This window comes from Mesorhizobium sp. B2-4-13, from assembly GCF_006658535.1.
Classification (GTDB): Bacteria; Pseudomonadota; Alphaproteobacteria; order Rhizobiales; family Rhizobiaceae; genus Mesorhizobium; species Mesorhizobium australicum.
Map to the genome: position 1 here is coordinate 384,217 of NZ_VFVB01000002.1, position 22,099 is coordinate 406,315.

Annotated in this window: 25 protein-coding genes; 19 read left to right on the top strand and 6 right to left on the bottom strand. The window is 63.7% G+C overall.

Going from position 1 to position 22,099, the window contains the following annotated elements; genetic code table 11:
- Nucleotides 1-72: 72 nt before the first annotated feature.
- Nucleotides 73-783 carry a helix-turn-helix transcriptional regulator gene (locus FJ936_RS05995; protein ID WP_041163672.1) on the top strand — a complete coding sequence of 237 codons (711 nt, stop codon included), beginning with the start codon at nt 73-75 and terminating at the stop codon, nt 781-783.
- The gene (locus FJ936_RS06000) at nt 780-1,550 is read left to right on the top strand and encodes a helix-turn-helix transcriptional regulator (RefSeq protein WP_140619467.1); all 771 of its coding nucleotides are present in this window, start codon (nt 780-782) and stop codon (nt 1,548-1,550) included. Before FJ936_RS05995 ends, FJ936_RS06000 begins: the two co-directional genes overlap by 4 nt.
- 24 nt (nt 1,551-1,574) lie before the next feature.
- Here the strand turns inward: FJ936_RS06000 and FJ936_RS06005 are convergent, their stop codons facing one another.
- Genes FJ936_RS06005 through motA form a run of 6 tightly spaced genes read right to left on the bottom strand, consistent with a single transcriptional unit; the run spans nt 1,575 to nt 6,408 of the window.
- Nucleotides 1,575-2,009 carry a hypothetical protein gene (locus FJ936_RS06005; RefSeq protein ID WP_015315925.1) on the bottom strand — a complete coding sequence of 145 codons (435 nt, stop codon included), beginning with the start codon at nt 2,007-2,009 and terminating at the stop codon, nt 1,575-1,577.
- On the bottom strand, nt 2,006-3,088 hold the full coding sequence (gene flhB / locus FJ936_RS06010) for a flagellar biosynthesis protein FlhB (RefSeq protein WP_141906224.1): 1,083 nt from the start codon (nt 3,086-3,088) through the stop codon (nt 2,006-2,008). Before flhB ends, FJ936_RS06005 begins: the two co-directional genes overlap by 4 nt.
- Before the next feature lie 3 nt (nt 3,089-3,091).
- Nucleotides 3,092-4,105 (bottom strand): flagellar motor switch protein FliG, encoded by a 1,014-nt coding sequence (locus tag FJ936_RS06015; protein WP_015315923.1) that lies wholly within the window; start codon nt 4,103-4,105, stop codon nt 3,092-3,094.
- A gap of 43 nt (nt 4,106-4,148) precedes the next feature.
- Nucleotides 4,149-4,535 carry a flagellar motor switch protein FliN gene (fliN, locus tag FJ936_RS06020; protein ID WP_015315922.1) on the bottom strand — a complete coding sequence of 129 codons (387 nt, stop codon included), beginning with the start codon at nt 4,533-4,535 and terminating at the stop codon, nt 4,149-4,151.
- A gap of 17 nt (nt 4,536-4,552) precedes the next feature.
- Nucleotides 4,553-5,500 carry a FliM/FliN family flagellar motor switch protein gene (locus FJ936_RS06025; RefSeq protein WP_140619462.1) on the bottom strand — a complete coding sequence of 316 codons (948 nt, stop codon included), beginning with the start codon at nt 5,498-5,500 and terminating at the stop codon, nt 4,553-4,555.
- 32 nt (nt 5,501-5,532) lie between these two features.
- A complete protein-coding gene (gene motA / locus FJ936_RS06030; RefSeq protein ID WP_015315920.1) occupies nt 5,533-6,408 on the bottom strand; it encodes a flagellar motor stator protein MotA in 876 nt (291 codons plus the stop codon).
- 156 nt (nt 6,409-6,564) lie between these two features.
- Between motA and FJ936_RS06035 the strand changes: the two genes are divergently transcribed.
- The 17 genes from FJ936_RS06035 to fliF all read left to right on the top strand — a co-directional run bounded on the left by FJ936_RS06035 (nt 6,565) and on the right by fliF (nt 22,097).
- Complete coding sequence (locus FJ936_RS06035; RefSeq protein WP_141906225.1) at nt 6,565-8,376, top strand: DUF1217 domain-containing protein; 1,812 nt, start codon at nt 6,565-6,567, stop codon at nt 8,374-8,376.
- Between the two features lie 2 nt (nt 8,377-8,378).
- A complete protein-coding gene (flgF, locus tag FJ936_RS06040) occupies nt 8,379-9,104 on the top strand; it encodes a flagellar basal-body rod protein FlgF (protein ID WP_140661819.1) in 726 nt (241 codons plus the stop codon).
- Between the two features lies 1 nt (nt 9,105).
- On the top strand, nt 9,106-10,521 hold the full coding sequence (fliI, locus tag FJ936_RS06045) for a flagellar protein export ATPase FliI (RefSeq protein WP_140789090.1): 1,416 nt from the start codon (nt 9,106-9,108) through the stop codon (nt 10,519-10,521).
- Nucleotides 10,502-11,338 carry a hypothetical protein gene (locus FJ936_RS06050; RefSeq protein WP_140661818.1) on the top strand — a complete coding sequence of 279 codons (837 nt, stop codon included), beginning with the start codon at nt 10,502-10,504 and terminating at the stop codon, nt 11,336-11,338. The genes fliI and FJ936_RS06050 overlap by 20 nt, the downstream gene beginning before the upstream one ends.
- Before the next feature lie 192 nt (nt 11,339-11,530).
- A complete protein-coding gene (gene flgB, locus FJ936_RS06055) occupies nt 11,531-11,911 on the top strand; it encodes a flagellar basal body rod protein FlgB (RefSeq protein ID WP_015315915.1) in 381 nt (126 codons plus the stop codon).
- A gap of 2 nt (nt 11,912-11,913) precedes the next feature.
- The gene (gene flgC / locus FJ936_RS06060; protein ID WP_015315914.1) at nt 11,914-12,330 is read left to right on the top strand and encodes a flagellar basal body rod protein FlgC; all 417 of its coding nucleotides are present in this window, start codon (nt 11,914-11,916) and stop codon (nt 12,328-12,330) included.
- Nucleotides 12,327-12,650, top strand: coding sequence for a flagellar hook-basal body complex protein FliE (locus FJ936_RS06065; RefSeq protein ID WP_015315913.1), 324 nt, complete (start codon nt 12,327-12,329; stop codon nt 12,648-12,650). Before flgC ends, FJ936_RS06065 begins: the two co-directional genes overlap by 4 nt.
- A gap of 10 nt (nt 12,651-12,660) precedes the next feature.
- Nucleotides 12,661-13,449: a flagellar basal-body rod protein FlgG gene (gene flgG / locus FJ936_RS06070; protein WP_015315912.1), complete on the top strand. Its 789-nt coding sequence runs from the start codon at nt 12,661-12,663 to the stop codon at nt 13,447-13,449.
- A 6-nt stretch (nt 13,450-13,455) separates the two neighbouring features.
- A complete protein-coding gene (flgA, locus tag FJ936_RS06075; protein ID WP_181171165.1) occupies nt 13,456-13,965 on the top strand; it encodes a flagellar basal body P-ring formation chaperone FlgA in 510 nt (169 codons plus the stop codon).
- Nucleotides 13,962-15,203 carry a flagellar basal body P-ring protein FlgI gene (locus tag FJ936_RS06080; RefSeq protein WP_140713462.1) on the top strand — a complete coding sequence of 414 codons (1,242 nt, stop codon included), beginning with the start codon at nt 13,962-13,964 and terminating at the stop codon, nt 15,201-15,203. Before flgA ends, FJ936_RS06080 begins: the two co-directional genes overlap by 4 nt.
- Before the next feature lie 2 nt (nt 15,204-15,205).
- Nucleotides 15,206-15,793, top strand: a complete 588-nt coding sequence (locus FJ936_RS06085) for a MotE family protein (RefSeq protein ID WP_181171163.1) — start codon at nt 15,206-15,208, stop codon at nt 15,791-15,793.
- Nucleotides 15,790-16,494 (top strand): flagellar basal body L-ring protein FlgH, encoded by a 705-nt coding sequence (gene flgH / locus FJ936_RS06090; protein ID WP_015315908.1) that lies wholly within the window; start codon nt 15,790-15,792, stop codon nt 16,492-16,494. The genes FJ936_RS06085 and flgH overlap by 4 nt, the downstream gene beginning before the upstream one ends.
- 20 nt (nt 16,495-16,514) lie before the next feature.
- Nucleotides 16,515-17,009: a flagellar basal body-associated FliL family protein gene (locus tag FJ936_RS06095; RefSeq protein ID WP_015315907.1), complete on the top strand. Its 495-nt coding sequence runs from the start codon at nt 16,515-16,517 to the stop codon at nt 17,007-17,009.
- Nucleotides 17,006-17,737: a flagellar type III secretion system pore protein FliP gene (gene fliP / locus FJ936_RS06100; RefSeq protein WP_015315906.1), complete on the top strand. Its 732-nt coding sequence runs from the start codon at nt 17,006-17,008 to the stop codon at nt 17,735-17,737. Before FJ936_RS06095 ends, fliP begins: the two co-directional genes overlap by 4 nt.
- A gap of 242 nt (nt 17,738-17,979) precedes the next feature.
- Nucleotides 17,980-18,975 (top strand): flagellin, encoded by a 996-nt coding sequence (locus tag FJ936_RS06105; protein ID WP_015315905.1) that lies wholly within the window; start codon nt 17,980-17,982, stop codon nt 18,973-18,975.
- Between the two features lie 275 nt (nt 18,976-19,250).
- A complete protein-coding gene (locus tag FJ936_RS06110) occupies nt 19,251-20,321 on the top strand; it encodes a flagellin (RefSeq protein WP_015315904.1) in 1,071 nt (356 codons plus the stop codon).
- A gap of 126 nt (nt 20,322-20,447) precedes the next feature.
- Nucleotides 20,448-22,097 (top strand): flagellar basal-body MS-ring/collar protein FliF, encoded by a 1,650-nt coding sequence (gene fliF, locus FJ936_RS06115; protein WP_023781317.1) that lies wholly within the window; start codon nt 20,448-20,450, stop codon nt 22,095-22,097.
- Nucleotides 22,098-22,099 lie beyond the last annotated feature (2 nt).

The following is a 22,099-nucleotide window of genomic DNA, read 5'->3' on the forward strand; positions in this document are numbered from 1 at the left end:
CGCGTTTTCGGGTTCGGCAGCTGGCACTCCAGCAGCCGGGCATCAGAATTGATTCCGACCAAAAAGCAGCAGATGAGCAGTCCCGCCGCGCCTCTTCAATCCGACACATTGGGCTCGCGCCTGACGTCGCGCGGTGATCTCACCTCCTTCTTCATGGAGCTGACCGCCGAGATCGGCGCCGACAGCTATATGCTGGTCGCCATTGTCCATGACCAGGACCGCAACGATGCGCGTATCGTGTCTTCGAACTGGATCTTCGACGCCATCGAGTTGATCGGCAAGCGGCTGATCGCCGGCCTTGCACAGGGCCCGCTCACCGCCGCACCCGGTATCCGTCCGACGCCGCTGGTTGCGGCCCAGGCGCCGGATGCCGGCGGGCTGGTCTCGGGCGAAGAGGCTCGGCTCCTCGACGTGCTCGGCCATGCCGAGGTCTATTCACTGCGGCTGAATGTCGGCCGTCAGCGCCTGTTCGCCTTGTTCTCGGCGGCCGCCGCCGGCCGGATCGACCAGCCGGCGCTGATGAAGGCGCAGCTGAAATGCTGCTACGCGCTTTCGCACATCCCGCAGTTGATCGCCGCCGCGGCGATGCAGGATCCGCTGTCGGACCGCGAGCGCGAGTGCTTGTTCTGGGTCTCGGAAGGCAAGACCACCGACGAGGTGGCGGTGATCCTTGGCGTCTCCTCCAACACCGTCAACAGCTACATCACCCACGCCATCCAGAAATTCGCGGCCTCGAACCGTGCGATGGCCATCGCCACGGCGATCAGGAGTGGCATCATTTGAAACACGCCGACATCAAGGAGGCCGCGGAGGCCCTTTTCAACGAGCAGCGCAGCCCGTTCGGTGCCTTCTCGCTGGGATCCGAAACACATCACGCCGTCACCATTCCCGATGCGGTGCGCCGCTGCCGCTGGATCTCAGTCGACATCAATGCCTCGGCCTTCGGCCTGTACTTCGTCAGCCCGTCGCCGGAGCGCGCGCGGCTGGTCCCGTGCTTTGATTCAGATTATCCAGGCGTCGCGGTGGCCACCAAGTTCATTTCAGGCGCCAATGGCGAGGACATCGTTCGCCATAGCCGGATTTCGACCGAGCCGCGCTGGTGGACGGATGATGGCGTGGCGGCCATGGCCGACATGTTCGGCAATCTCGCCTGGACCGGACAGATGGCGCCGCTGACACCCGGGTCGAGCGGCATTGCCTTCCCCGTCCATGCCGATCGCGGTCAATGCGGTCTTGTCGTCTTCCTGGGATCGGAGATCGCGCTGCCGCAGGATGCGCTCTACGAAATTCACGCTCGCTGCTTCTCGCTGTTCGCCGCCGTCGCGCGGATGCGTCCGGGAGACGTCGGCAGAATGCGCTCGATCTCCAAGCGCGAGCTTGAATGCCTGAAGCTGACCGCCAACGGCAACACCAGCGAGGAGATCGCGCGGCTCCTGAAACTGTCGGTGCACACCGCCAACCAGTACCTCACCCAGTCGACCCAAAAGCTCAATGCGGTCAACCGCAACCAAGCGGTCGCCAAGGCGTTGCGGCTGGGGCTTATCGAGTAGCCGCTCTCGGCTGAAGGAAGCGCTTTAGAACGCCAGCGGTTCGACCTTGCGAATGCGGGCCTGTTCGATCACCGCCTCCAGCAGCGCCGTGTTGTGCCCGGGGTCTTCGCCCGGCTTTTCAAACGACACGTAATTGACCAGGACCGTGCTGCCGGTCTCGCTCAGCGTCAGCTGGAAATAGACGGTCACGCCGGGCGGCCTGAGTTCCAGATCGAGCACGATGCGCGGGCTGCCGCTCCAGTCGACATGTGCCTCGCCGCCATGACCGAGCCTAAGCGTACCCGGCATGAAGAACAGCTCCGCCGCTGAATCGACCAGATCCGACAGGCAGGCGAAATGCTCCAGCCGGATGAAGGCGATATAGTCGGCGACATCGATCAGCCTGAGCTCCACCACCACCTGTTCGATGGCGCTGGCGACGATGATCTCGCGGGATTTTGCGTGCGGTTGCCGGTTCATGAAATCTGTCTGCGCTCAGCCTTTTTCGAGTAGACGATCCGCACCAGTTCGGCGACGGCCTGGTAGAATTGTGACGGGATCACATTATCGACCGAAACTTGCTTGTACATGGAGCGGGCGAGCGCCACGTCCTCGAAGATCGGGATTTTATGCTCCTTGGCGATTTCGCGGATTTTCAGCGCCACCAGATCCTGCCCTTTCGCTACGACCAGCGGCGCCGAATCTTCGTCGCGCACATATTTCAGCGCAATCGAGAAATGGGTCGGATTGGCGATAACGAGCGTCGCGCGCGGCACCGCCGTCATCATCCGCTTACGCGCCCGGTCGCGCGCCAACGAGCGCAGCCGCGACTTGACGATCGGGTCGCCCTCGGACTGCTTGAACTCGTCCTTGACCTCCTGCTTGCTCATGCGCAGGTCCTGCTTCCAGTGAAAGCGCGACCAGACGATATCGATCGCCGCGATCAGTCCCATGACGAACACGATCGCCACCAGTATGTCGACGGCGATGCCACGGATGACGAGGCCGAAAGCGACGGGATTGGTGATCATCCCGGCAAGCAGCTTGCGGTGGTCCTCCGACAGCGTGAAGGTGAGCACGGTGATGGCGAAACCGACCTTTGCGAGCGATTTCAAAAACTCGACCCAGCCCTGGGCGCCGAACATCCGGTTCCAGCCCTTGGCGATCGATATGCGCGACATCTGCGGCCTGATCCGCTCGCCGACGAATTGCGGCATGTTCTGCAGCACGGAGGCGCCGATGCCGGCAACCGTCAGCAGCACCAGCAGGCTCACGACGGCGCGACTCACTTCGAACAAGACCTGCTTGTAAAGCGCGATGACATCGGTCTCGGTGTCCATCGGCCAAGCCTCGGGCTTCTCCAGGAACATCGACAGGAACGTGCTGAGGTCGACGACGGCGTCCTTGGCATAGAAGACTGTGAACACCAGTATGGCGACGAACGAGGCGAGGAGCGCCGTTTCCCTCGAATGGGGCAGCTTGCCCTGTTCGATGGTATCGCGGATCTTCTTTTCCGTCGCCTCTTCGGTTTTCGAGTCCTTGTCGGTGGCGTCGGACATGCCTTAGGCGGCGTTCTGCGTCGAGGGAAGTTCGAAGGCCCCTTCGCGCGACAGGCGGATGGTGGTCGTCACGATCGTCTTGCGCGCGGCCATGATATCGGCGGCCGGGACACCCTCCGAGCCTTGCCCGAGTTCGGCCTCGATCATGCGTCGCGAGCGCGCGCCGATCGCCGACAGCACCGCCTCGGCCAGTGCGGCCGACGTGCCGCGCAGCGCCAGCGTGACCAGCTCGGTCGACAGCCCGTCGAACAAAAGCACGCGCGCCTTCTGGGTGAGTAGCGGCAGGTCGTCGAAAGCGAACAGCCGGGCACGGACACCGTCGAGGTCGGGCGTGCCGGCGGCTTCGAGATCCTGCATGACCTCCTCAAGCAGGGGCTTTTCCAGCTCGTTGAGCACGCTGGCGACGCGCGCCTGCCCGGCCGAAGTGTCCTTGGTGGAGGTATCCGACAGCACGCTGGAGCGCAGCCGGTTCTCGACGATCCTGGTGGCGGCGGCCGGAACGTTGGCCATCGTCACCATGCGCTTGATGATCTCGCCGCGCATCGGCTTCGTCAGTGTCAAAAGCACACTCGCCGCCGCCTGCGGCGCCAGTTTCGACAGCACCATGGCCGCCGTCTGCGGGTGTTCGCCCGCCAGGAAGGCGCCCAGCCGCGAGGGTTCGAGCTTTTCGAGATCGGGCCAGATCGGCGGCGGCCCTTCAGGCGCGACCTCGAATTTCTTGTCGCCCATGATGGCGCTCATCTCTTCGGGCGAGAGAGACTCGTTGAGAATGGTGTCCATCCTGTCGGCGGAATCGAGCAGGCCGGCGCCCTCGGTGAACTCGGCCTCGAATTCGGCGACGATGCGCTCGAGATCGCTCTGCGGAATGGTCCTGAGCAGCCGCGCGCCCTCGATCAGCGCCTTCAGCTCTTCCTGCTTGAAGAATTTCAACAGGCGGCTGGCGGACGGTTTGCCCATCGCCACCAATATGGCGGCCGCCTTCTGCGCGCGCGTCAGGGTCGTCAGCGGCGTCGTCATGCCTTTCGCCTCCGCCGCCACCGGCGAGCTCCGCGATCCATGTCTAGGCGCCCTTCGTGCCGGCGATGATTTCGGTCAGCCTGATGCCAAAGCGCGAAGGGTCGCTTTCGAGCACGGTGATCTCGCCGCGCGCGATCTTGCGGCCGTTCACCACGACATCGACCGGCTCGCCGATGCGGCGATTGAGCGCGACCGTCGACCCCTTCTGCAGCGCCATCAGATCGGCAACCGCCATCTCGGTGCTGCCGAGGATGATCTGGACATCGACGGGGATGTTCATGATAACGCTTGAATTGGCCCCCGCGGCAGCCCGGAACGCCGCATCGGGGCGCTGCTCTTCTTCGTGCAAGACCCCCCGCAATTCCTCGATGGCGCGATCGAGCTGCTCGTCCGGCTGGTCGAGCTCTGCTTCTACCTTTGTCTTGGCCATGCGTCGTCTCCAAAAGCTCAGGCGCGCCCGGCACCAGCCGGCATGAGCCCATCGATGAAATCCTGCCCGGCATCGAAAGGATGCCTGATTCGGACGGTGTAATTCTGCCCCAGTTTGCCGAACTCGCATACGAACAGCGTCTGGCCGCGCGCGCCGAGGCGAGCCCGCGATTGCGCCGTTTCTTCGAAGTCGATGACCTGGCCCACTTCGAGGTTGGCGAGGTCGCCCAGCGTCAGCCGCGCCAGCGGCATGGTGGCCTCGAGCGCTACGGTCGAGCGCATCACCTCTTCCGAAAAGCGTGCCCGCCAACTGGTTCCGTGATCGTCCTCGCTGATGCTGGCCGTGGCATCGCGGCCCGCCAGCACGATGCGCTGCGGCATCGTCACGGTAATCGAGCCGCTGTCGACCGGCGTCGAGATGCCAAGGACGATGCGGATCGCGGCACCGTCGCGCAGCACGTGCCGCCTGGCCTCGATCCCCGACATGGCGCGCGGTGCGGGCAGCCGCAGTTCGAGCGAGCGCCGCCCCGATCCATTCAGCGCCTGCGCCACTTCCTGGAGCACCATGGTCGAGACATCGGCCTCGATCGACGACAGCTCGCGCTCGATCGGCGACACCGGCATATCCGGGTCGCCGCCGAACAGGGTGGAGACCATGATCGCGATTGCGGGAGCATCCATGACGAGTGTCATCGCGTCCGAGGACGCCGGCGAGCCGACGACGGTCATCGCGAAATTGTCGCCGGCGCGCGAGCGCGCCTCCGGGACGCGGCTGACCTCGACGGCCTTGAGGTCGACAATTACGGGAATGCCGAGCTCGCCCGAGAGTCCCTTCTGCAGCAGCGGCACGGCGCGTTCGGCCATGGCACGGCCGGCGTCGACGACCTGATCGGTCTCACCGCTGTCGCCGACCAGACGCTCGATGATCAACGAACGCGCCTGCGAGGGGCTGCCCGGACTCGTCATGACAGTTTTGGCACCGATCTGTCGCGCATCGCTCAGGCAGCCTTCTTCTCGGCGCTGCCGGTGTTCATGGTGCTCTGCTCGACCGCGTCGATGGTCGGCCGTTCATAGGAGGAGATGGTCTTGCGGCCGAACTCGATCGCCACCTGCGGCAGCGCACCGTTCATGTAGGCGAGCAGCGTCTGCTTGACGATGATGTAGAGGCGGTTCTTCTTCTCGCGCACCGTCTTGATCTTGGTGGCGACAGGTCCGACCACCGCATAGGACAGGAAGATGCCGAGAAAGGTGCCGACCAGCGCCGCGCCGATCAGGCCGCCGAGGATTTCCGGCGACTGGTCAAGCGCGCCCATCGCCTTGACCACGCCGAGCACGGCGGCGACGATGCCGAGCGCCGGCAGGCCGTCGCCGACCGCGACCAGCGCGTGATAGGCCTTCATCTTGTCGGATTTGATGGTCTGGATTTCCTCGTCCATCAGCGCCTCGATCTCGTGTGAGCGGGCATTGCCGATGATGATGATGCGGCAATAATCGCAGATGAAATTCATCAAATCGTGATTCTTGAGCACGGTTGGAAAGGCCTGGAAGATCGCCGATTCCTCCGGATTGTCGATATGCGCCTCGACCTCGCTGCGCGACTTGGAGCGCAACTCGCGCATCAGGCTGTGCAGCACGCCGAGCGTTTCCAGATAGTCCTGCTCCTTCGGCACCGCCTGCTTGAAGGCTTCCAGAATGCCCTTGCCGGTATCCTTGACCGTCTTCATCGGATTGGCGACCAGGAAGGTGCCGAGTGCGGCGCCGCAGATGACCACGGCTTCCCATGGCTGCACCAGCACGTGCAGATGCCCGCCCATGGCCATGAAGCCGCCAAGGACGCAGCCAAGCGTCACCACAAGTCCAATCAGAATGCCCACGACCGGTCCTTCCGCATTTCACGTCGGACAAGGGATAGTCCCCGTGCCTTGTGTGAGGCTTGAATCCGAGCCGCCATGGCACGAAAGTTGGCGATTCAGTTTCGCGCAAGGAAGTGAGCTTATTGTGCTGGCATAGCTTCGGCCGGAGGCGCGTCCTTGCTCAGTACCTATACCAGCTACCAGTTGATCACCAAAGACATCAACAAGTCGATCGACCGCATCGAGCAACAGCCGACGGTCGACCGCGATACCCAATATTATCTCGCCAACATCACCAAGGTGAAATCGATCGACGATTTCGTCAAAAATGACCGGCTGTTCAAATACGCCATGAAGGCCTACGGCCTGGAGAACATGGACTACGCCAAGGCGTTCATGGTGAAGGCACTCAAGGAAGGCGTCTCCGATCCCAACAGTTTTGCCAACAAACTGACCGACAAGCGCTACGCCGCGTTCGTCAGCGCCTTCAATTTCGCCGCCAACGGCCCCAATGCGACGATCTACAACAAGGCGCAGCAACTGGTGACCAGCAACTATGCGCTGCAAGTCCAGATCGGCGCCTCGCAGGCAGGACTCTCCTACTACCAGAGTGAAACCGCCTACTACGTCACCAACATCTCCAAGGTGAAGTCGATCGACGACCTGATGGGCAACAGCCGCCTGCTGACATACGCGATGGCCGCATTCGGCCTCGACGCCGAGACCGAACCGGCGGCAACCGTCAGGGCCATGCTCGAAGGTGGCGTCAGCGACCCCAACAGCCCCGCCAACAAACTGACCGACAAGAGCTACGCCAATTTTGTCTCGGTCTTCGACTTCGCCCAGTATGGCGATCAGACAACCACGCGCGATGCTGCCCAGCAGGCGGTGCCGAAAGGCTATGTGGCCGGAACCGGACTGAAATTGGTCGAACCGAGCGCCCAGTATATCAAGGGCGAGGCGGACTATTACGCGGCAAACATCTCCAAGATGAAGTCGATCGACGATCTCATGGCGGACAAGCGCCTGCTCACCTTCGCCATGGCTTCCTACGGATTGGATGCGTCGACCGAAAAGCCGCTGCAGATCAGCACGATGCTGGCGGGCGGCGTCAGCGATCCCAACAGCCCGGCAAACAAGCTGACAGACAAACGCTACGCCAACTTCGTCACGGCGTTCAACTTTGCCCAATATGGCGATCAGACAACGTCGCGCGACGAGGTGCTGAAAGACACGCCGAAGATCTACACCACGGGGTCGGCGCTTGGCCTGATCCCGCCGAACGCGGACTCCATAAAATCGGAGACCGCATACTACCTTGCCAACGTCACGACCGTGAAATCCATCGACGACCTGATGGCCAACAGCCGGTTGTACAACTATGCGCTCTCGGCTTACGGACTCGATCCGGCGACCGAAAGCAAGGATCTCATCCGCAGCGTGCTGACCGGGGGCATTCGCGACGCCGACAGCGTCGCCAACAAGATGACGAACAAGGCTTATGCCGGGCTCGCCGCCGCTTTCAACTTCGAGCAGTACGGCGAAGCAGCCACCACCATCAATCCGGCGCAGCAGCCGACCGTCGACAACTACATGCGCCAGACCCTCGAGGAGGACGCCGGCAAGACCAATGAGGGCGTGCGGCTGGCGCTCTATTTCGACCGGAAAGCATCAACCATCACCAGCTGGTACGACGTGCTGGCCGACACGGCGCTTGCCAGCGTGGTGCGCACCGCGCTGGGGCTGCCCGATTCTTTCGCCACCGCCGACATCGACAAGCAGGCGCAGTTGTTCGGGCAGAAGCTCGACATCTCGGATTTCACGGACCCCGTGAAACTGAACAAGTTCCTGACCCGCTTCACCAGCATGTACGAGATCAACAATCCGACCTCGACGGCGGTGACGTCGGTCAGCGTGCTCTTTGCCAAACCGGTCACATCGGGCATCTCCACCGACCTGATGATGGCCATGCAGAAACTGAAGTTCTGATCATGCGAGACAGTCTCTACGTTGCCCTCTCCGCGCAGATAGCCCTCGAGCGCCGGCTCGACACGATCGCCGACAACGTCGCCAACGCCAGCACCGTCGGCTTTCGCGCCACCGGCGTGAAGTTCGAGGACGTGGTGTCTGGCGCAGGGCAGAAGTCGGTTTCGTTCGCCTCCTCCGGCAAGACCTTTATGTCGGGGGCTCACGGCGCCATGACGGAGACCGGCAACCCGTTCGATTTCGCCATCCAGGGCGACGCCTGGTTCGCCATCGACACGCCAGTTGGCACCGTCATGACCCGCGACGGCCGTTTCTCGATGAACGAGAATGGCGAGCTGATGTCGGTCGAGGGCCATCCGGTGCTCGACGCCGGCGGGGCGCCGATCCAGCTCGACCCCCGCAACGGTCCGCCCAAGGCCGGCGCCGACGGCTCGCTGCGCCAGAACGAACAGCTCGTCGGCTCGATCGGCCTCTACAATTTCGACCCGGGCGAGAATTTCGTGCGCTACGGCAATTCCGGCATTGTGCCCGCACGCACGCCCGAACCGGTCACCGACCGCTCCGACATCGGCGTCGCCCAGGGTTTCCTCGAGGAATCCAACGTCAATCCCGTGCTGGAAATGACCCGGCTGATCATGGTCCAGCGCGCCTTCGAGAACACTGCCGCGCTGATGCGGCAGACCGATTCCTCCGCCGAGGAGGCGATAAAGACGCTCGGCTCGAAGTCGTAGCATGTCGTCAGAGCAGCCAGCCCTCCGTGCACCCGAAAGACAGCTCCAGCCGGCGCCGCTGGATCGGCTTGCCGCTTTGGAGCGGATTATCAGGCGCTTTGGCGACAGCGACGGGCTGGTCAAGCGCGGCGGGCTCGTCACCGAAGTCACATCAACGCACTACAAGGTGCGCGGCCTTTCCGATTTCACCAGGCTGGGTGACATTGTCGAGCAGCGCGGTCAGTCCGGCTCGCGCCGCGGCGAGATCGTCAAGATCAGCCGCGACGAGGTTGTGATCGCCCCCTTCGAACGCAGCGCCGACGCCGGCATCGGCGATGCCGTGTTCCGCAGGGGTCCGCTCGCGGTGGCGCCGCATGCCTCGTGGCGCGGCCGCGCCATCGACGCGCTCACCCGGGCAATCGACGGTGGTCCGCCCTTGGTCAGGGGCGACGACATGTCGGCGGCCGCCGCGACACCCGGCGCCATGGCGCGGCAGCGCGTCGGTACCGCCTTCATGACCGGCGTCAAGGTCATCGACATCTTCACGCCACTCTGCTTCGGCCAGCGCATGGGCGTCTTCGCCGGATCTGGCGTCGGCAAGTCGACGCTGCTTGCCATGCTCGCCGGCGCCGACGCATTCGACACCGTCGTCGTGGCGCTGATCGGCGAACGCGGCCGCGAGGTCCGCGAATTCCTCGAGGATACGATCGGCGACAGCATGGCCAAGACCGTGGCCGTCGTCGCCACCAGCGACGAGAGCGCCATGATGCGCCGGCGCGCGCCAGACACCGCCATGCGCGTCGCCGAGCATTTTCGCGACCAGGGCCACCGTGTGCTGCTGGTGCTGGATTCGATCACCCGCTTCGCTCACGCCCTGCGCGAGGTGGCGACGGGAACCGGCGAGCCGCCGGTTGCCCGCGGCTATCCCGCCTCGGTCTTCACCGAACTGCCCAAGCTGCTCGAGCGCGCCGGGCCTGGAACCGAAGGCCCAGGATTGGAAGGCAAGGGATCGATCACGGCCATGATTTCCGTGCTGGTCGACGGCGATGATCACAACGATCCGGTCGCCGATTCGGTGCGCGGCATCCTCGACGGCCATGTCGTGCTCGACCGCGCGATCGCCGAACAGGGCCGCTATCCGCCCGTCAATCCGCTGTCGTCCATCTCGCGACTGGCCGGCAAGGCCTGGAGTGTCGAACAGCGAGCCCTGGTGACGCGGCTGAAGTCGATGATCTCCCGCTTCGAGGACACGCGCGACATCCGGCTGCTCGGCGCCTATCAGGGCGGCGTCGACGCTGAACTCGATATGGCCGTACGCCAGGTGCCCGTCATCTATGAGGCGCTGACGCAATCGCCCAGGGACCGTCCGTCCGCCGATCCGTTCTCCGATCTTGCCCGCCATCTCAAGGGAAAGCAGAATGCCGAACCAGGAGACTGAACGCCAGTACACCGAGCGACTCCTGAACGAGATGATCGCCGAAGCGAACGCCGCGGAGCAGGCTCGAGCGGAGGAGGCCAGGGTCGCCAGGGCAAACGCCGCCGCCGCCATGGCTGCCCGGACCGCGGTTGTTCTGGCCAAGGCCGTCAAATCGGCTCTCCCCAGATCCGAGCCTTTGCCGGCCCGGACTGCCGAGCCCCCTGTGAATTCCCTTCCCCGCGTCGAGGCTGCCGATATGGCTCAAGCCAGTCGCGAATCGCTGATCGATGGTCTGTTTGCCGCCAGCGAATGGCCGCAGCCGCCAAAGCCGCAATTCCCCAGACTGGGCAAGAAGAAGGCGGACCGTCGCAGCGACGTCGTCATCGCCGCGCTCGGCATCACGCTCGGCCTGACCTGCGCCCTGTTTCCCTGGTACATCTTCTTCAACCAGGACCAGTTCGGCGTGCAGGCGATCAAGTTCGGCGGCACCGGTACCAATTCGGGACGTGCGGGAGGTGGCGTGGTCGCCGAGCGCAGCGCGCCGCTGACCGCCAGGGACGTTCCCAACGCCGATGTGGATCTGCTTGCCACCGGCACGGTGCAGGACGATTCCAAAACGCAGCCGCCCGGCGAGCAACCCTTCCCCGCCGACATCGCGAAGTTCCGCATGGTCCATGTCGCCAATGGCCGCGCCATGATCGAGGACGACACCGGCCTGTGGATGGTCCAGCGCGGTTCGACGCTGCCGGATTCCAGCAAGGTATCGGCGATCGAGCAGCGCAACGGCAAATGGGTCATGCTCACCAGCGCCAACCAGGTGATCGAGCTTTCCAGATAAGCCGTCACGGTTTTGTGCCGAGGATGATTTCAGGTCGGATCGTCCTGAAATCATCCGTCTCCATTTCAAGGGATGGAGCATGATGTCGTCCGAAAACCGCTTCACCGTTTTCGCCTTCACGTTCTAGCGACCGATCGCAAGGTCCGCGCAAGACTGGCGTCCTAGTCTTTGGGCACATGCCCGGAGATTCCCATGGAGCCTGTTTCCCTTTTCGATCTCGCCGCCAAGCAAGCGCAGTGGCTGTCGGTACGTCAGTCGGCGGTCGCCGGCAACATCGCCAATGCCAACACGCCGGGCTACACGGCAAACGATGTCGAGCCGTTCGAGAAGGTGCTCGACCGCACCGCGGTGTCGCTCCAGATCACCGAGCCCGGCCATCTCGGCACTGCGGCGACCAATGCCGGCTTCTCCATCAAGCCGCAGGAAGACGACGGCGTGGTCATGCCCTCCAAGAACACGGTCGTGCTTGAAGACCAGCTTCTCAAGGCCGGCGAGGTGCGCCGCTCCTTCGAACTCAACACGGCCATCGTCAAGGCATTCCACTCAATGATGATGATGGCGGTGAAGAGCTGACCATGGACGCACTGACCGCAGCCCTCAAAGTCGCAGCATCAGGCCTCGGCGCCCAGTCCGAGCGCCTGCGCGTGGTTTCGGAGAACCTCGCCAACGCCCAGTCGACAGGAACCACGCCGGGCGCCGACCCGTATCGCCGCAAGACCATCAGCTTCGTCTCCGAACTCGACCGGGCCTCCGGCAGCTCGACGGTGGAGGTGAATTCGATCGACCGCGACCCGAGCAATTTTCCCGTCGAATTCCAGCCCGGCAACGAGGCCGCCGACGACAAGGGCTACGTCAAGATGCCCAATGTGAACGTGCTGATCGAGATGGCCGACATGACCGAGGCCAACCGCTCCTACGAGGCCAACCTGCAAGTCGTGAAGCAGGCGCGTGATCTCATTTCAATGACCATCGACCTGATGAGGAACCAATGATCGTCAACGGCATCGGCGCGCTTAACCTGAAGCCTGGGCTGGGCCATACAGCCACCGATCTGCTGCAGGGTGGCGTTGCGCCGGCGGCATCGGGCAACCTTGGCACCTCCTTCGCCGAAGCGGTGAGCCAGGCTGCCTCCAAGACCGTCAGCACCATGCAGAATGCCGAGCAGGTGTCGATGCAGGCGCTCAAGGGCGACGCCGACACCCGCCAGGTGGTCGATGCCGTGATGAGCGCCCAGCAGGCGCTGCAGACCGCCGTCGCCATCCGCGACAAGGTGGTCTCGGCCTATCTCGAAGTCAGTCGCATGGGCATCTGAGGAGCAGGCCATGAAAGCACTCGCTATCGCCGCCACCGGCATGAATGCCCAGCAGACCAATCTGGAAGTCATCGCCAACAACATCGCCAACATCAACACCACCGGCTACAAGCGCGCGCGCGCCGAATTCTCCGACCTGCTCTACCAGGTCGACCGCACGCAAGGCGTCCCCAACCGCTCCAATGCCTCGCTGGTGCCGGAAGGCGTTTCGATCGGTCTCGGCGTCAAGACGACCGCCGTACGCAACGTCCACACCCAGGGTGAACTGACCAGCACCGGCAACAGCTTCGACATGGCGCTCACCGGCAGGGGCTGGTTCCAGATCGAAGGCGCCGATGGCGGTACGCTCTATACCCGCGCCGGCGCCTTCAACACCAACGCCACCGGCCAGCTGGTGACGGTGGACGGCGCCAGTGTCATTCCGGCCATCACCGTGCCGACTGATGCGGTCGAAGTCATCGTCAACAAGACCGGCCAGGTCTTCGCCCGCATCGACGGCCAGACCGACCTGCAGAACCTCGGCCAGCTCCAGATCGTCAACTTCGCCAACGAGGCGGGCCTCGCGCCGCTTGGCGACAATCTCTTCCAGGAGACAACGGCTTCCGGCCCGGCCAATGTCGGCGTGCCCGGCGATCCCGGCTTCGCCACCATCCAGCAAGGCTATCTCGAGGCCTCCAATGTCGACCCGGTCAAGGAAATCACCGAACTGATCTCGGCGCAGCGCGCCTATGAAATGAACTCCAAGGTCATCCAGGCCGCCGACGACATGGCCTCCGTCGTCTCCAAGAACATCAGGTAACGGATGATGGCCATGCCGATCTCCTGCTCCGCATTCCGCCGCGCCGCGCTCGCCCTTGCGCTGGCGGCCGGCATGCCGGCTTTCGCCCAGGACTCGGCCAACCAGATCGCCAGCAACCAACCTGCTGGCGAGGTCGTGCTGATCCCCAACCGGGTCATCTATCCCGGCGAGACCATCGAGCTTGCCGCTCTCAAGCAGGTCACCCTCATCCCCGGCAAGCACAAGCCAGATGCTGTTGCCACCCGTTCCGAGGAACTGCAGGGCAAGATCGCCAAGCGCACGCTGCTGCCCGGCCGCTACATTCCTTCAGCCGCCGTCCGTGAGGCCTGGCTGGTCGAGCAGGGTGCCGCCGTGCAGGTCTTCTTCGTCGCCGGCGGGCTGACGATAACGGCCACCGCCGTGACGTTGCAGGCGGGTTCGGCGGGCGACTTCATCAAGGTCCGCAACAGCGACAGCGGCAAGATTCTCTCCGGCACGGTGATGGCCGACGGCACCATCCAGGTCGGCGCTTCATGATGCGCCTGCTTGCCCTTCTGATTGCGGCCACGCTCGGTCTGCAGCCGGCACTAGCCGATGGCCTGACGCCCAAGGCCAAGCGCGAACTCGCCGCCAGGAATGGCGGTGTCTACGACGATCCCGAATATGATCCCGCCACCACCACGCGCATGTTCCGCGTTTCGCCCGGACCAAGCTCGCTGCCGCCTGGCCAGGTCGCCTCGCGCATCAAGGATATCGCGCAGCTGCAGAGTTCGCGCGACAACCAGCTCGTCGGCTACGGCCTCGTCATCGGGCTCGCCGGATCCGGCGACAGCCTGCGCAACTCGCCGTTCACCGAACAGTCGATCCGCGCCATGCTCGAAAATCTCGGCATCGCCACCGAAGGCGGCAGCGCACGCGCCAAGAACGTCGCCGCCGTCATCGTCACCGCCAACATGCCGCCCTATGTGCAGTCCGGCGCCCGCATCGACATCGACGTCTCCTCGATGGGCGACGCTACCTCGCTTGCCGGCGGCACGCTGATCATGACGCCGCTGAAGGCGGCGGACGGGGAGATCTACGCCGTCGGCCAGGGCGCGGTCATCGTTTCCGGTTTCACCGCTCAAGGCCAGGCCGAGCAGTTGACGCAAGGCGTACCGACCGCCGGCCGCGTGCCGAACGGGGCCATAATCGAGCGGCAGGTGAAGGCCGAGTTCGATGACCAGTCGACGCTGACACTGCAATTGCGCAATCCCGATTTTTCGACCGCCATCCGCATCGCCGACGCGATCAACGACTACACCGCCCAGCGCTTCGGAATGCGCGTGGCGGCGGAGCGCGATTCCCGCACCGTGCAGATTAGGCGGCCGAAGAGCGTTTCGGCGGCCCGCTTCTATGCCGAGATCGAAAACCTGGTGGTCGAGTCCGACACGCCGGCCCGCGTCGTCATCGACGAGCGCACCGGTACCATCGTCATCGGCAACGACGTCAAGATCTCACGTGTCGCCATCAGCCACGGCACGCTGACGGTGCGCATTACGGAAGCGCCGCGCGTCGTGCAGCCCGAACCCTTCTCCAAGGGCGAAACCGCCGTCGAACCGTTCACAGCCATCGATGCCACCCGGCCCAACGCCCGCGTCGCCGTGCTCGACGGGCCCGACCTGCAAACTCTCGTTTCCGGCCTCAACCGTCTCGGCGTCAAGCCGGACGGCATCATTGCCATCCTGCAAGGCATCAAGTCGGCCGGCGCCTTGCAAGCCGATCTGGTTCTCCAATAGCGATGTCGATGATCACCTCCCTCTCATCCCATCAAGGACGCCCTCCCCGCGCAATCTTGTTCGCGGCCACGGTCCTCGCGGCCATGTCCGCTTCGAGCAGCGGCGCACGCGCCGAGGATGTCGTTCGCCAAATTCTGCCCGGAGCGCAGCCCGCGGTCGCACCGCAGCAACTGACACGAGAAAAGGCGCCGGACCAGAGCGAGATCGAGCGCTTCTGCTCCAACATCGCCGACGCCGCGCGCGACCGCCGCTATGCCTTGCAGGCGGAAGAGTTAAAACAGCTGCAGGCAGGCATCGACGAGCGCATGAAGGCGCTGGACGCAAAAAAAGCCGAATACGAAACCTGGTTGAAGCGGCGCGAGGTGTTTCTGGCCCGGGCCGAGGACGGCGTCGTCAAGATCTATGCCGGCATGAAGCCCGATGCGGCGGCCGAACGCCTGGCGATCGTCAATGCGGACCTCGCCGCGGCCATCCTGATGAAGCTCGATTCACGCAAGGCGGGCGTCATCCTCAACGAAATGGACCAGAAGGCGGCGGCGACGCTCACCGGCATCATGGCCAGCGCAGCCCGAAGGGTAGATCCGTCATGATCCGCAGAATGCTCATCCTGTGCGCGGCGGCAGCCTTGTCCGGCTGCGCAACCAATTTCAAGGAGATCGGTAGGGAACCATCGCTGTCGCCGGTCGGTTCGGGCATCGGCGGCGACGGGGCAGCACCCTACAGCTATCCTCAGCCGCCCGCCGCGCCGGTCAAGAAGTTCTCTTTGTGGGACGACCGCCAGAGCCGGCTGTTCACCGATCCCAGGGCGCTGCGCGAAGGCGACATCCTGACCGTCAGGATCAAGCTCAACGACAAGGCCAACTTCAAGAACCAGAACGACCGGAGCCGCACCGCCGCACGCAAGCTGGGTTATGACGTCACGCTCGGATGGGAAGGCAACAGCACCAGCGGCAAGGGCGACGCCGGCTTGAGTTCCAGCACCGAAACCAATGCCGACGGCGAAATCAAGCGCTCCGAAAACCTGGAGCTCAACGTCGCCGCCGTCGTCACCGAGGTCCTGCCCAACGGCAATTTGATGATCAGGGGTTCCCAGGAAGTGCGCGTCAACTACGAGCTCAGGGTGCTCACCATCGCCGGCATGGTGCGCCCGTCGGACATCGGCGCGGAAAACACCATCTCCTATGAACGCATCGCCGAGGCGCGCATCTCCTATGGCGGCCGTGGCCGCGTCAGCGAGGTCCAGCAGCCGGCTTATGGCCAGCAGGTCCTCGACCAGGTTCTTCCGTTCTAGGCATTGGAGAGCGCGGCACCATGGCCAATGTCGATCAGATTCAGCCTCGCAAGGGTCCTTCCCTTGCCGTGCAGGGCGCCATGCTGCTCGTGGTGACGGCCGCCGCCATCGGCATGGGCTGGATGTCGGGCGGTTATCTCAAGGGCGTTGGCGCACCATCGTCGGTGCCAGTCGCGCCTGAAAACGAGGGCAAGGTACCCCAGCCCGAAGCCGCTCAACAAGCTGGCGCGGGGCCGACGCTCGTCGCGCTGGCGCCGATCACCACCAACATCGCCTCGCCCGCGGACACTTGGATCAGGATGGAAGTGTCCGTGGTCTACGACGCTCCGCAGCCGCCGGCGATGGCGGAGGACGTCCAGCAGGATCTTCTGGCCTTCGTGCGTACCCTCAAGATGCACCAGATCGAAGGAGCCAGCGGCTACCAGCATCTGAAGGCCGATCTCGACGAACGCGCCTCGATCCGCAGTCAGGGGCACGTCAAACAGGTTCTCGTCAGGACATTGCTGCTCGAATGAGAAAATTCCTTCTTGCCGCGGCACTGATTGGCGCCGCCACCTCCGTCGCGGCGGCCCAGCAACTGGACCTTGGCGGCATCGGCAAGGCCGATGGCGCCACCGTCGGCTACATCATCCAGATGTTCGGTCTGCTCACCGTGCTGTCGGTGGCGCCGGGGCTGCTGATCATGGTGACCAGCTTCACCCGCTTCGTCATCGCCTTCTCCATCCTGCGTGCCGGCATTGGCCTGCAATCGACGCCGGCGAACCTCATCCTCATTTCGCTGTCGCTGTTCATGACCTTTTATGTCATGGCGCCGACCTTCGATCAGGCGTGGAACACCGGCGTCAAGCCGTTGATGGACAATCAGATCAGCCAGACAGAGGCCTTCGAGAAGATTTCCGATCCGTTCCGCACCTTCATGCTGCACAATGTGCGCGACAAGGATTTCGACCTTTTCGCCGACCTTGCCCGCGAACGCGGCCAGGTCGTTGCGAAGGAGACGGTCGACCTGCGCATCCTGGTGCCTGCCTTCATGATCTCCGAGATCCGGCGCGGCTTCGAGATCGGCTTCCTGATCGTGCTGCCATTCCTGGTCATCGACTTGATCGTGGCCACCATCACCATGGCGATGGGCATGATGATGCTGCCGCCCACGGTCGTGTCGTTGCCGTTCAAGATCCTGTTCTTTGTCCTGATCGACGGCTGGAACCTGCTCGTCGGCAGCCTGGTGCGCTCTTTCACCTGACCGTGCGCGCTCGACATCGGGTATGGCCTGCCTGCGGAATGAGGCAGCGCGCCGCGTCATCGAATTCCTCCGAATTATTTTCGATTAACCGTCCAGTTTAGTCGTTTGGTAGGGACTCGCCGCCATAGTCGCTCGCAGATGGCGGGTGACCCAAACGCAACGGTCATTGGCATGATGCCGCTCCGTCATACCGGACAAACCGGTATGCAAAAAACATCCTGTAAAACAAGGTACGAGTAGCCATGGCCAGTATCATGACCAACGCCTCGGCGTTGACCGCTCTGCAGAGCTTGAACGCCACCCAGAAGAACCTCGACACCACCCAGGCCCGCATCTCGACGGGTTATCGCGTCTCCCAGGCGTCGGACAACGCCGCCTACTGGTCGATCGCCACCACGATGCGCTCGGACAACTCGGCGATGTCCACCGTTTCGGACGCGCTCGGCCTCGGCGCCTCGAAGGTCGACACCGCCTACACCGGCATGGACAGCGCGATCACGACCATCAACCAGATCCAGCAGAAGCTGACCGCATCCTACGGCCAGACGGACGCTTCCAAGGAAAAGACCCAGGTCGAAATCGCCGCTCTTCAGAAGCAGTTGAAGGCCTATGCCGATGGCGCCACCTTCTCCGGCACCAACATGCTCTCGGTCAACAGCGGCGCCACCGCCACGACCGCGGCCGACGTCAAGATCGTTTCCGCCTTCAACCGCAGCGCAACCGGCGCGGTTTCGATCTCGACGATCGACGTCAACGTGGAAAGCATCAAGCTGTATGAAGCCGGCACTGCTGCCGGCGTGACGAAGGGTATCCTCGACGCCGACCGCCTCGGTACCGATGGCAGCGTCGCGGCCGCGGCCTCGAACCCGACCCTGGGCGCTGCCGCGGCGGCCACCGACACTTATTCGGTCGCCAGCCTGAAGATCTTCTCGGGCACCACCGCTGCGAGCGACACCCAGATCCAGGCTATGATGAACGTCGTCGATGCCGCGCTGAAGGGCATGACCAACGCTGCCACCAAGCTCGGCGCCGCCAAGAGCTCCATCGACCTGCAGAAGACCTTCACCTCGAGCCTGATGGACTCCATCGATCGCGGCGTCGGCCAGCTCGTCGATGCCGACATGAACAAGGAATCGACCCGCCTCCAGGCCCTGCAGGTTCAGCAGCAGCTCGGCGTCCAGGCGCTGTCGATCGCCAACGGCTCGTCGCAGTCGATCCTGTCGCTCTTCCGCGGCTGATCCCTCTCGACCGATCAAACCAGGCAAACGGGCCGCGCCAAAAGCGCGGCCCGTTTTGCGTTTGCTCCAGCCCCGCGCAACCCTCGTTTCTTAACCCTCGAAAGCTGGCTTTTAACAGGCCGTTAACCATAACGCGCTAGTCATGGTTAACCAATGACTTACAACGGATTGCCGAATCGGCCCGATCGGGTGACGGTAATCCACGAGCGGGTCGAGCGGCTCGCGAGGGCAACGCCGGTTTGAGAAAGACCGGTCTGGAAAAAGGAGCGAGTTTCTTGGCGAGCATCATGACGAACGCCGCGGCGTTGACCGCACTTCAAAGCCTTAACGCCACCAACAAGTCGCTCGAGCAAACGCAGTCCCGAATCTCGACGGGCTACAGGGTCTCCGAGGCCTCCGACAACGCCGCCTACTGGTCGATCGCCACGACGATGCGCTCCGACAACCAGGCGCTGTCGACAGTCCAGGACGCGCTCGGCCTGGGCGCCTCGAAAGTCGACACTGCCTATACCGGCATGAACAATGCGCTGGATACGATCGGCAAGATCAAGACCAAGTTGCTTTCGACCATCGGCCAGACGGGTGCCGCCAAGGCAAAGACGCAGACTGAAATCACCGCACTCCAGGCGCAGATGAAGTCCTTTGCCGATGCCGCCACCTTTTCGGGCTCGAATTATCTTTCGGTAACGTCGACGCAGGTCGCCGCCGCCAATGATGGCGTCCAGGCCGACGCCAAGATCGTGTCGTCCTTCAATCGCTCATCGTCGGGCGCCATCTCGCTCGGGACGATCGACATCGATGTCGAGAGCACCAAGCTGTTCGATTCCGGTCTCTCCACCGCCGTCAAGAACCAGGGCACGCTTGACCGCCAGACCTCGGTCTATTCCACGGCGGCCGCCCAGGACCTGTATGATACCGCTTATGCGGCCGCAATCGCCGGCGGCGGCACGGATATTGCCGCCAACACCGCCGGCCAGACCGCGGCCGGGGCGGTGGTTCCCAGGATCGACAATGTTTCCGCATACAACCTCGATATCACCGCGGCCGGCGTGACCGACGACATCATCACCCAGATGGTCGGCAAGATCGACAAGGTCATGAGCCAGTTGACCGACTCCGCCACCATTCTCGGTGCGGCCAAGAGCTCCATCGACCTGCAGAAGACCTTCACGCAGAGCCTGATGGACTCGATCGATCGCGGCGTCGGCCAGCTCGTCGATGCCGACATGAACAAGGAATCGACCCGCCTCCAGGCGCTCCAGGTCCAGCAGCAGCTCGGCATCCAGTCGCTGTCGATCGCCAACAGCTCCTCGCAGTCGATCCTGTCGCTGTTCAAGAACGGCTAACCTTGGCCTAGCTGACGGATACTTCGAAATTCACGGGCCGCGCCTCAAGCGCGGCCCGATTTCATTTTCGCACAAGCTTCGGGAGCTAGTGTTCCGGCGGACAGTCATGCTGGGAGTCGCTCAATCGTGCCGGAACAGATCCAGAGCATCATCTCGAATCTCCGCGGCTTTGGCGTCAGGCGCCTGGCCATGCTGGCGGGCATCGCCGTCCTGGTGATGGGCGTCATCGGCATTGCCTCGGTCTACCTCAACCGCCCGGCCTACGACACGCTCTATGTCGGGCTCGATCGCTCCGACGTGAACCAGATCGGCCTGGTGCTGGGCGAGGCCGGCATCGGCTTCGACGTCGGCGCCGACGGAACCTCCGTGCTGGTTCCGGCCGGCACCACGGCGCAGGCGCGCATGCTGCTTGCCGAAAAGGGTCTGCCGACCAGCGCCAATGCCGGCTACGAATTGTTCGACAATGTCGGCGCGATGGGCCTCACCTCCTTCATGCAGCAGATCACCCGGGTGCGCGCGCTTGAAGGCGAGATCGCCCGCACCATCCAGTCGATATCGGGTATCAAGGCGGCGCGCGTCCACATCGTCATGTCCGAGCGCGCCAATTTTCGTCGCGACGAACAGCAGCCCTCCGCGTCGGTCGTCATCCGCTACGCCGGCATCGACGCGGAGAAGAGCGCCATGTCGATCCGCCATCTCGTCGCCGCCGCAGTCCCTGGCCTGTCGGCCGACAAGGTGACGGTGCTCGATTCCAACGGCAATCTGCTGGCCGCGGGCGATGATCCATCCAACACCAGTGCCGCTCGCACGCTCGGCGTCGAGCAGACCGTGGAGGCGCAGATCGGCGACAACATTCGCCGCGCGCTCACGCCCTATCTCGGGCCCGACAATTTCCGCGCCAGCGTAAAAGCTGATGTCAACACCGACACCCGCCAGACCGAAGAGACGATCTTCGATCCGGAGTCCCGTGTCGAGCGCTCGGTGCAATCGGTGCGCGCCAACGAGAACAGCAACCAGAAACAGGCCTCGACCCCGGCCAGCGTCGAGCAGAACCTGCCGGAGACCCAGGCGACCAGCACCGAAGGTCCGCAGACCTCCTCGGCCAACGACCGCAAGGAGGAGATCACCAACTACGAGATCAACTCCAAGAAGATCGCCACCGTCTCCAATGGCTACAGCGTCACCAAGATGTCGATCGCCGTCGTCGTCAACCAGGACCGGCTGAAGACGATCCTGGGCAAGGACGCGACACCGGACCAGATCGCCAAGCGCGTCGCCGAAATCCAGAAGATGGTAAGCTCCGCCACCGGCTTCGACGACAAGCGCGGCGACGTCATCGACGTCTCGGCGGTCGAGTTCATCGACGGGCTGGACGGCGAGGCGGTGCCACAGGCGGGAATGCTCGATTCCATCGGCCAGCATGCCGGCACGCTGATCAATGCCGGCGCCTTCATCGTGGTGGTGTTCCTGGTCGCCTTCTTCGGCCTGCGGCCGATGGCGGCCGCGCTGACGGCAAAGGCGACGCCCGCTATAGCAGGCCCCAATTTCGATGAGGTCCAGCGCTCCCTGCCCACTCCGGAGGCAGCCGCTTCCGCCGATGCGGGTGCCGCCATTGGTGCTCTGCCCGGCACGCGCGCCGGCGCCACCCCGCTCGACGATCTGCGCCAGAAGATCAGGCCGGCCCCGCAGGAGCGGCTTGCCCGCATGGTCGACATCAACGAGGAACGCACCGCGCAGATCCTGCGCAAATGGGCGGCCCAGGAAGTCGCGGCGTAGAC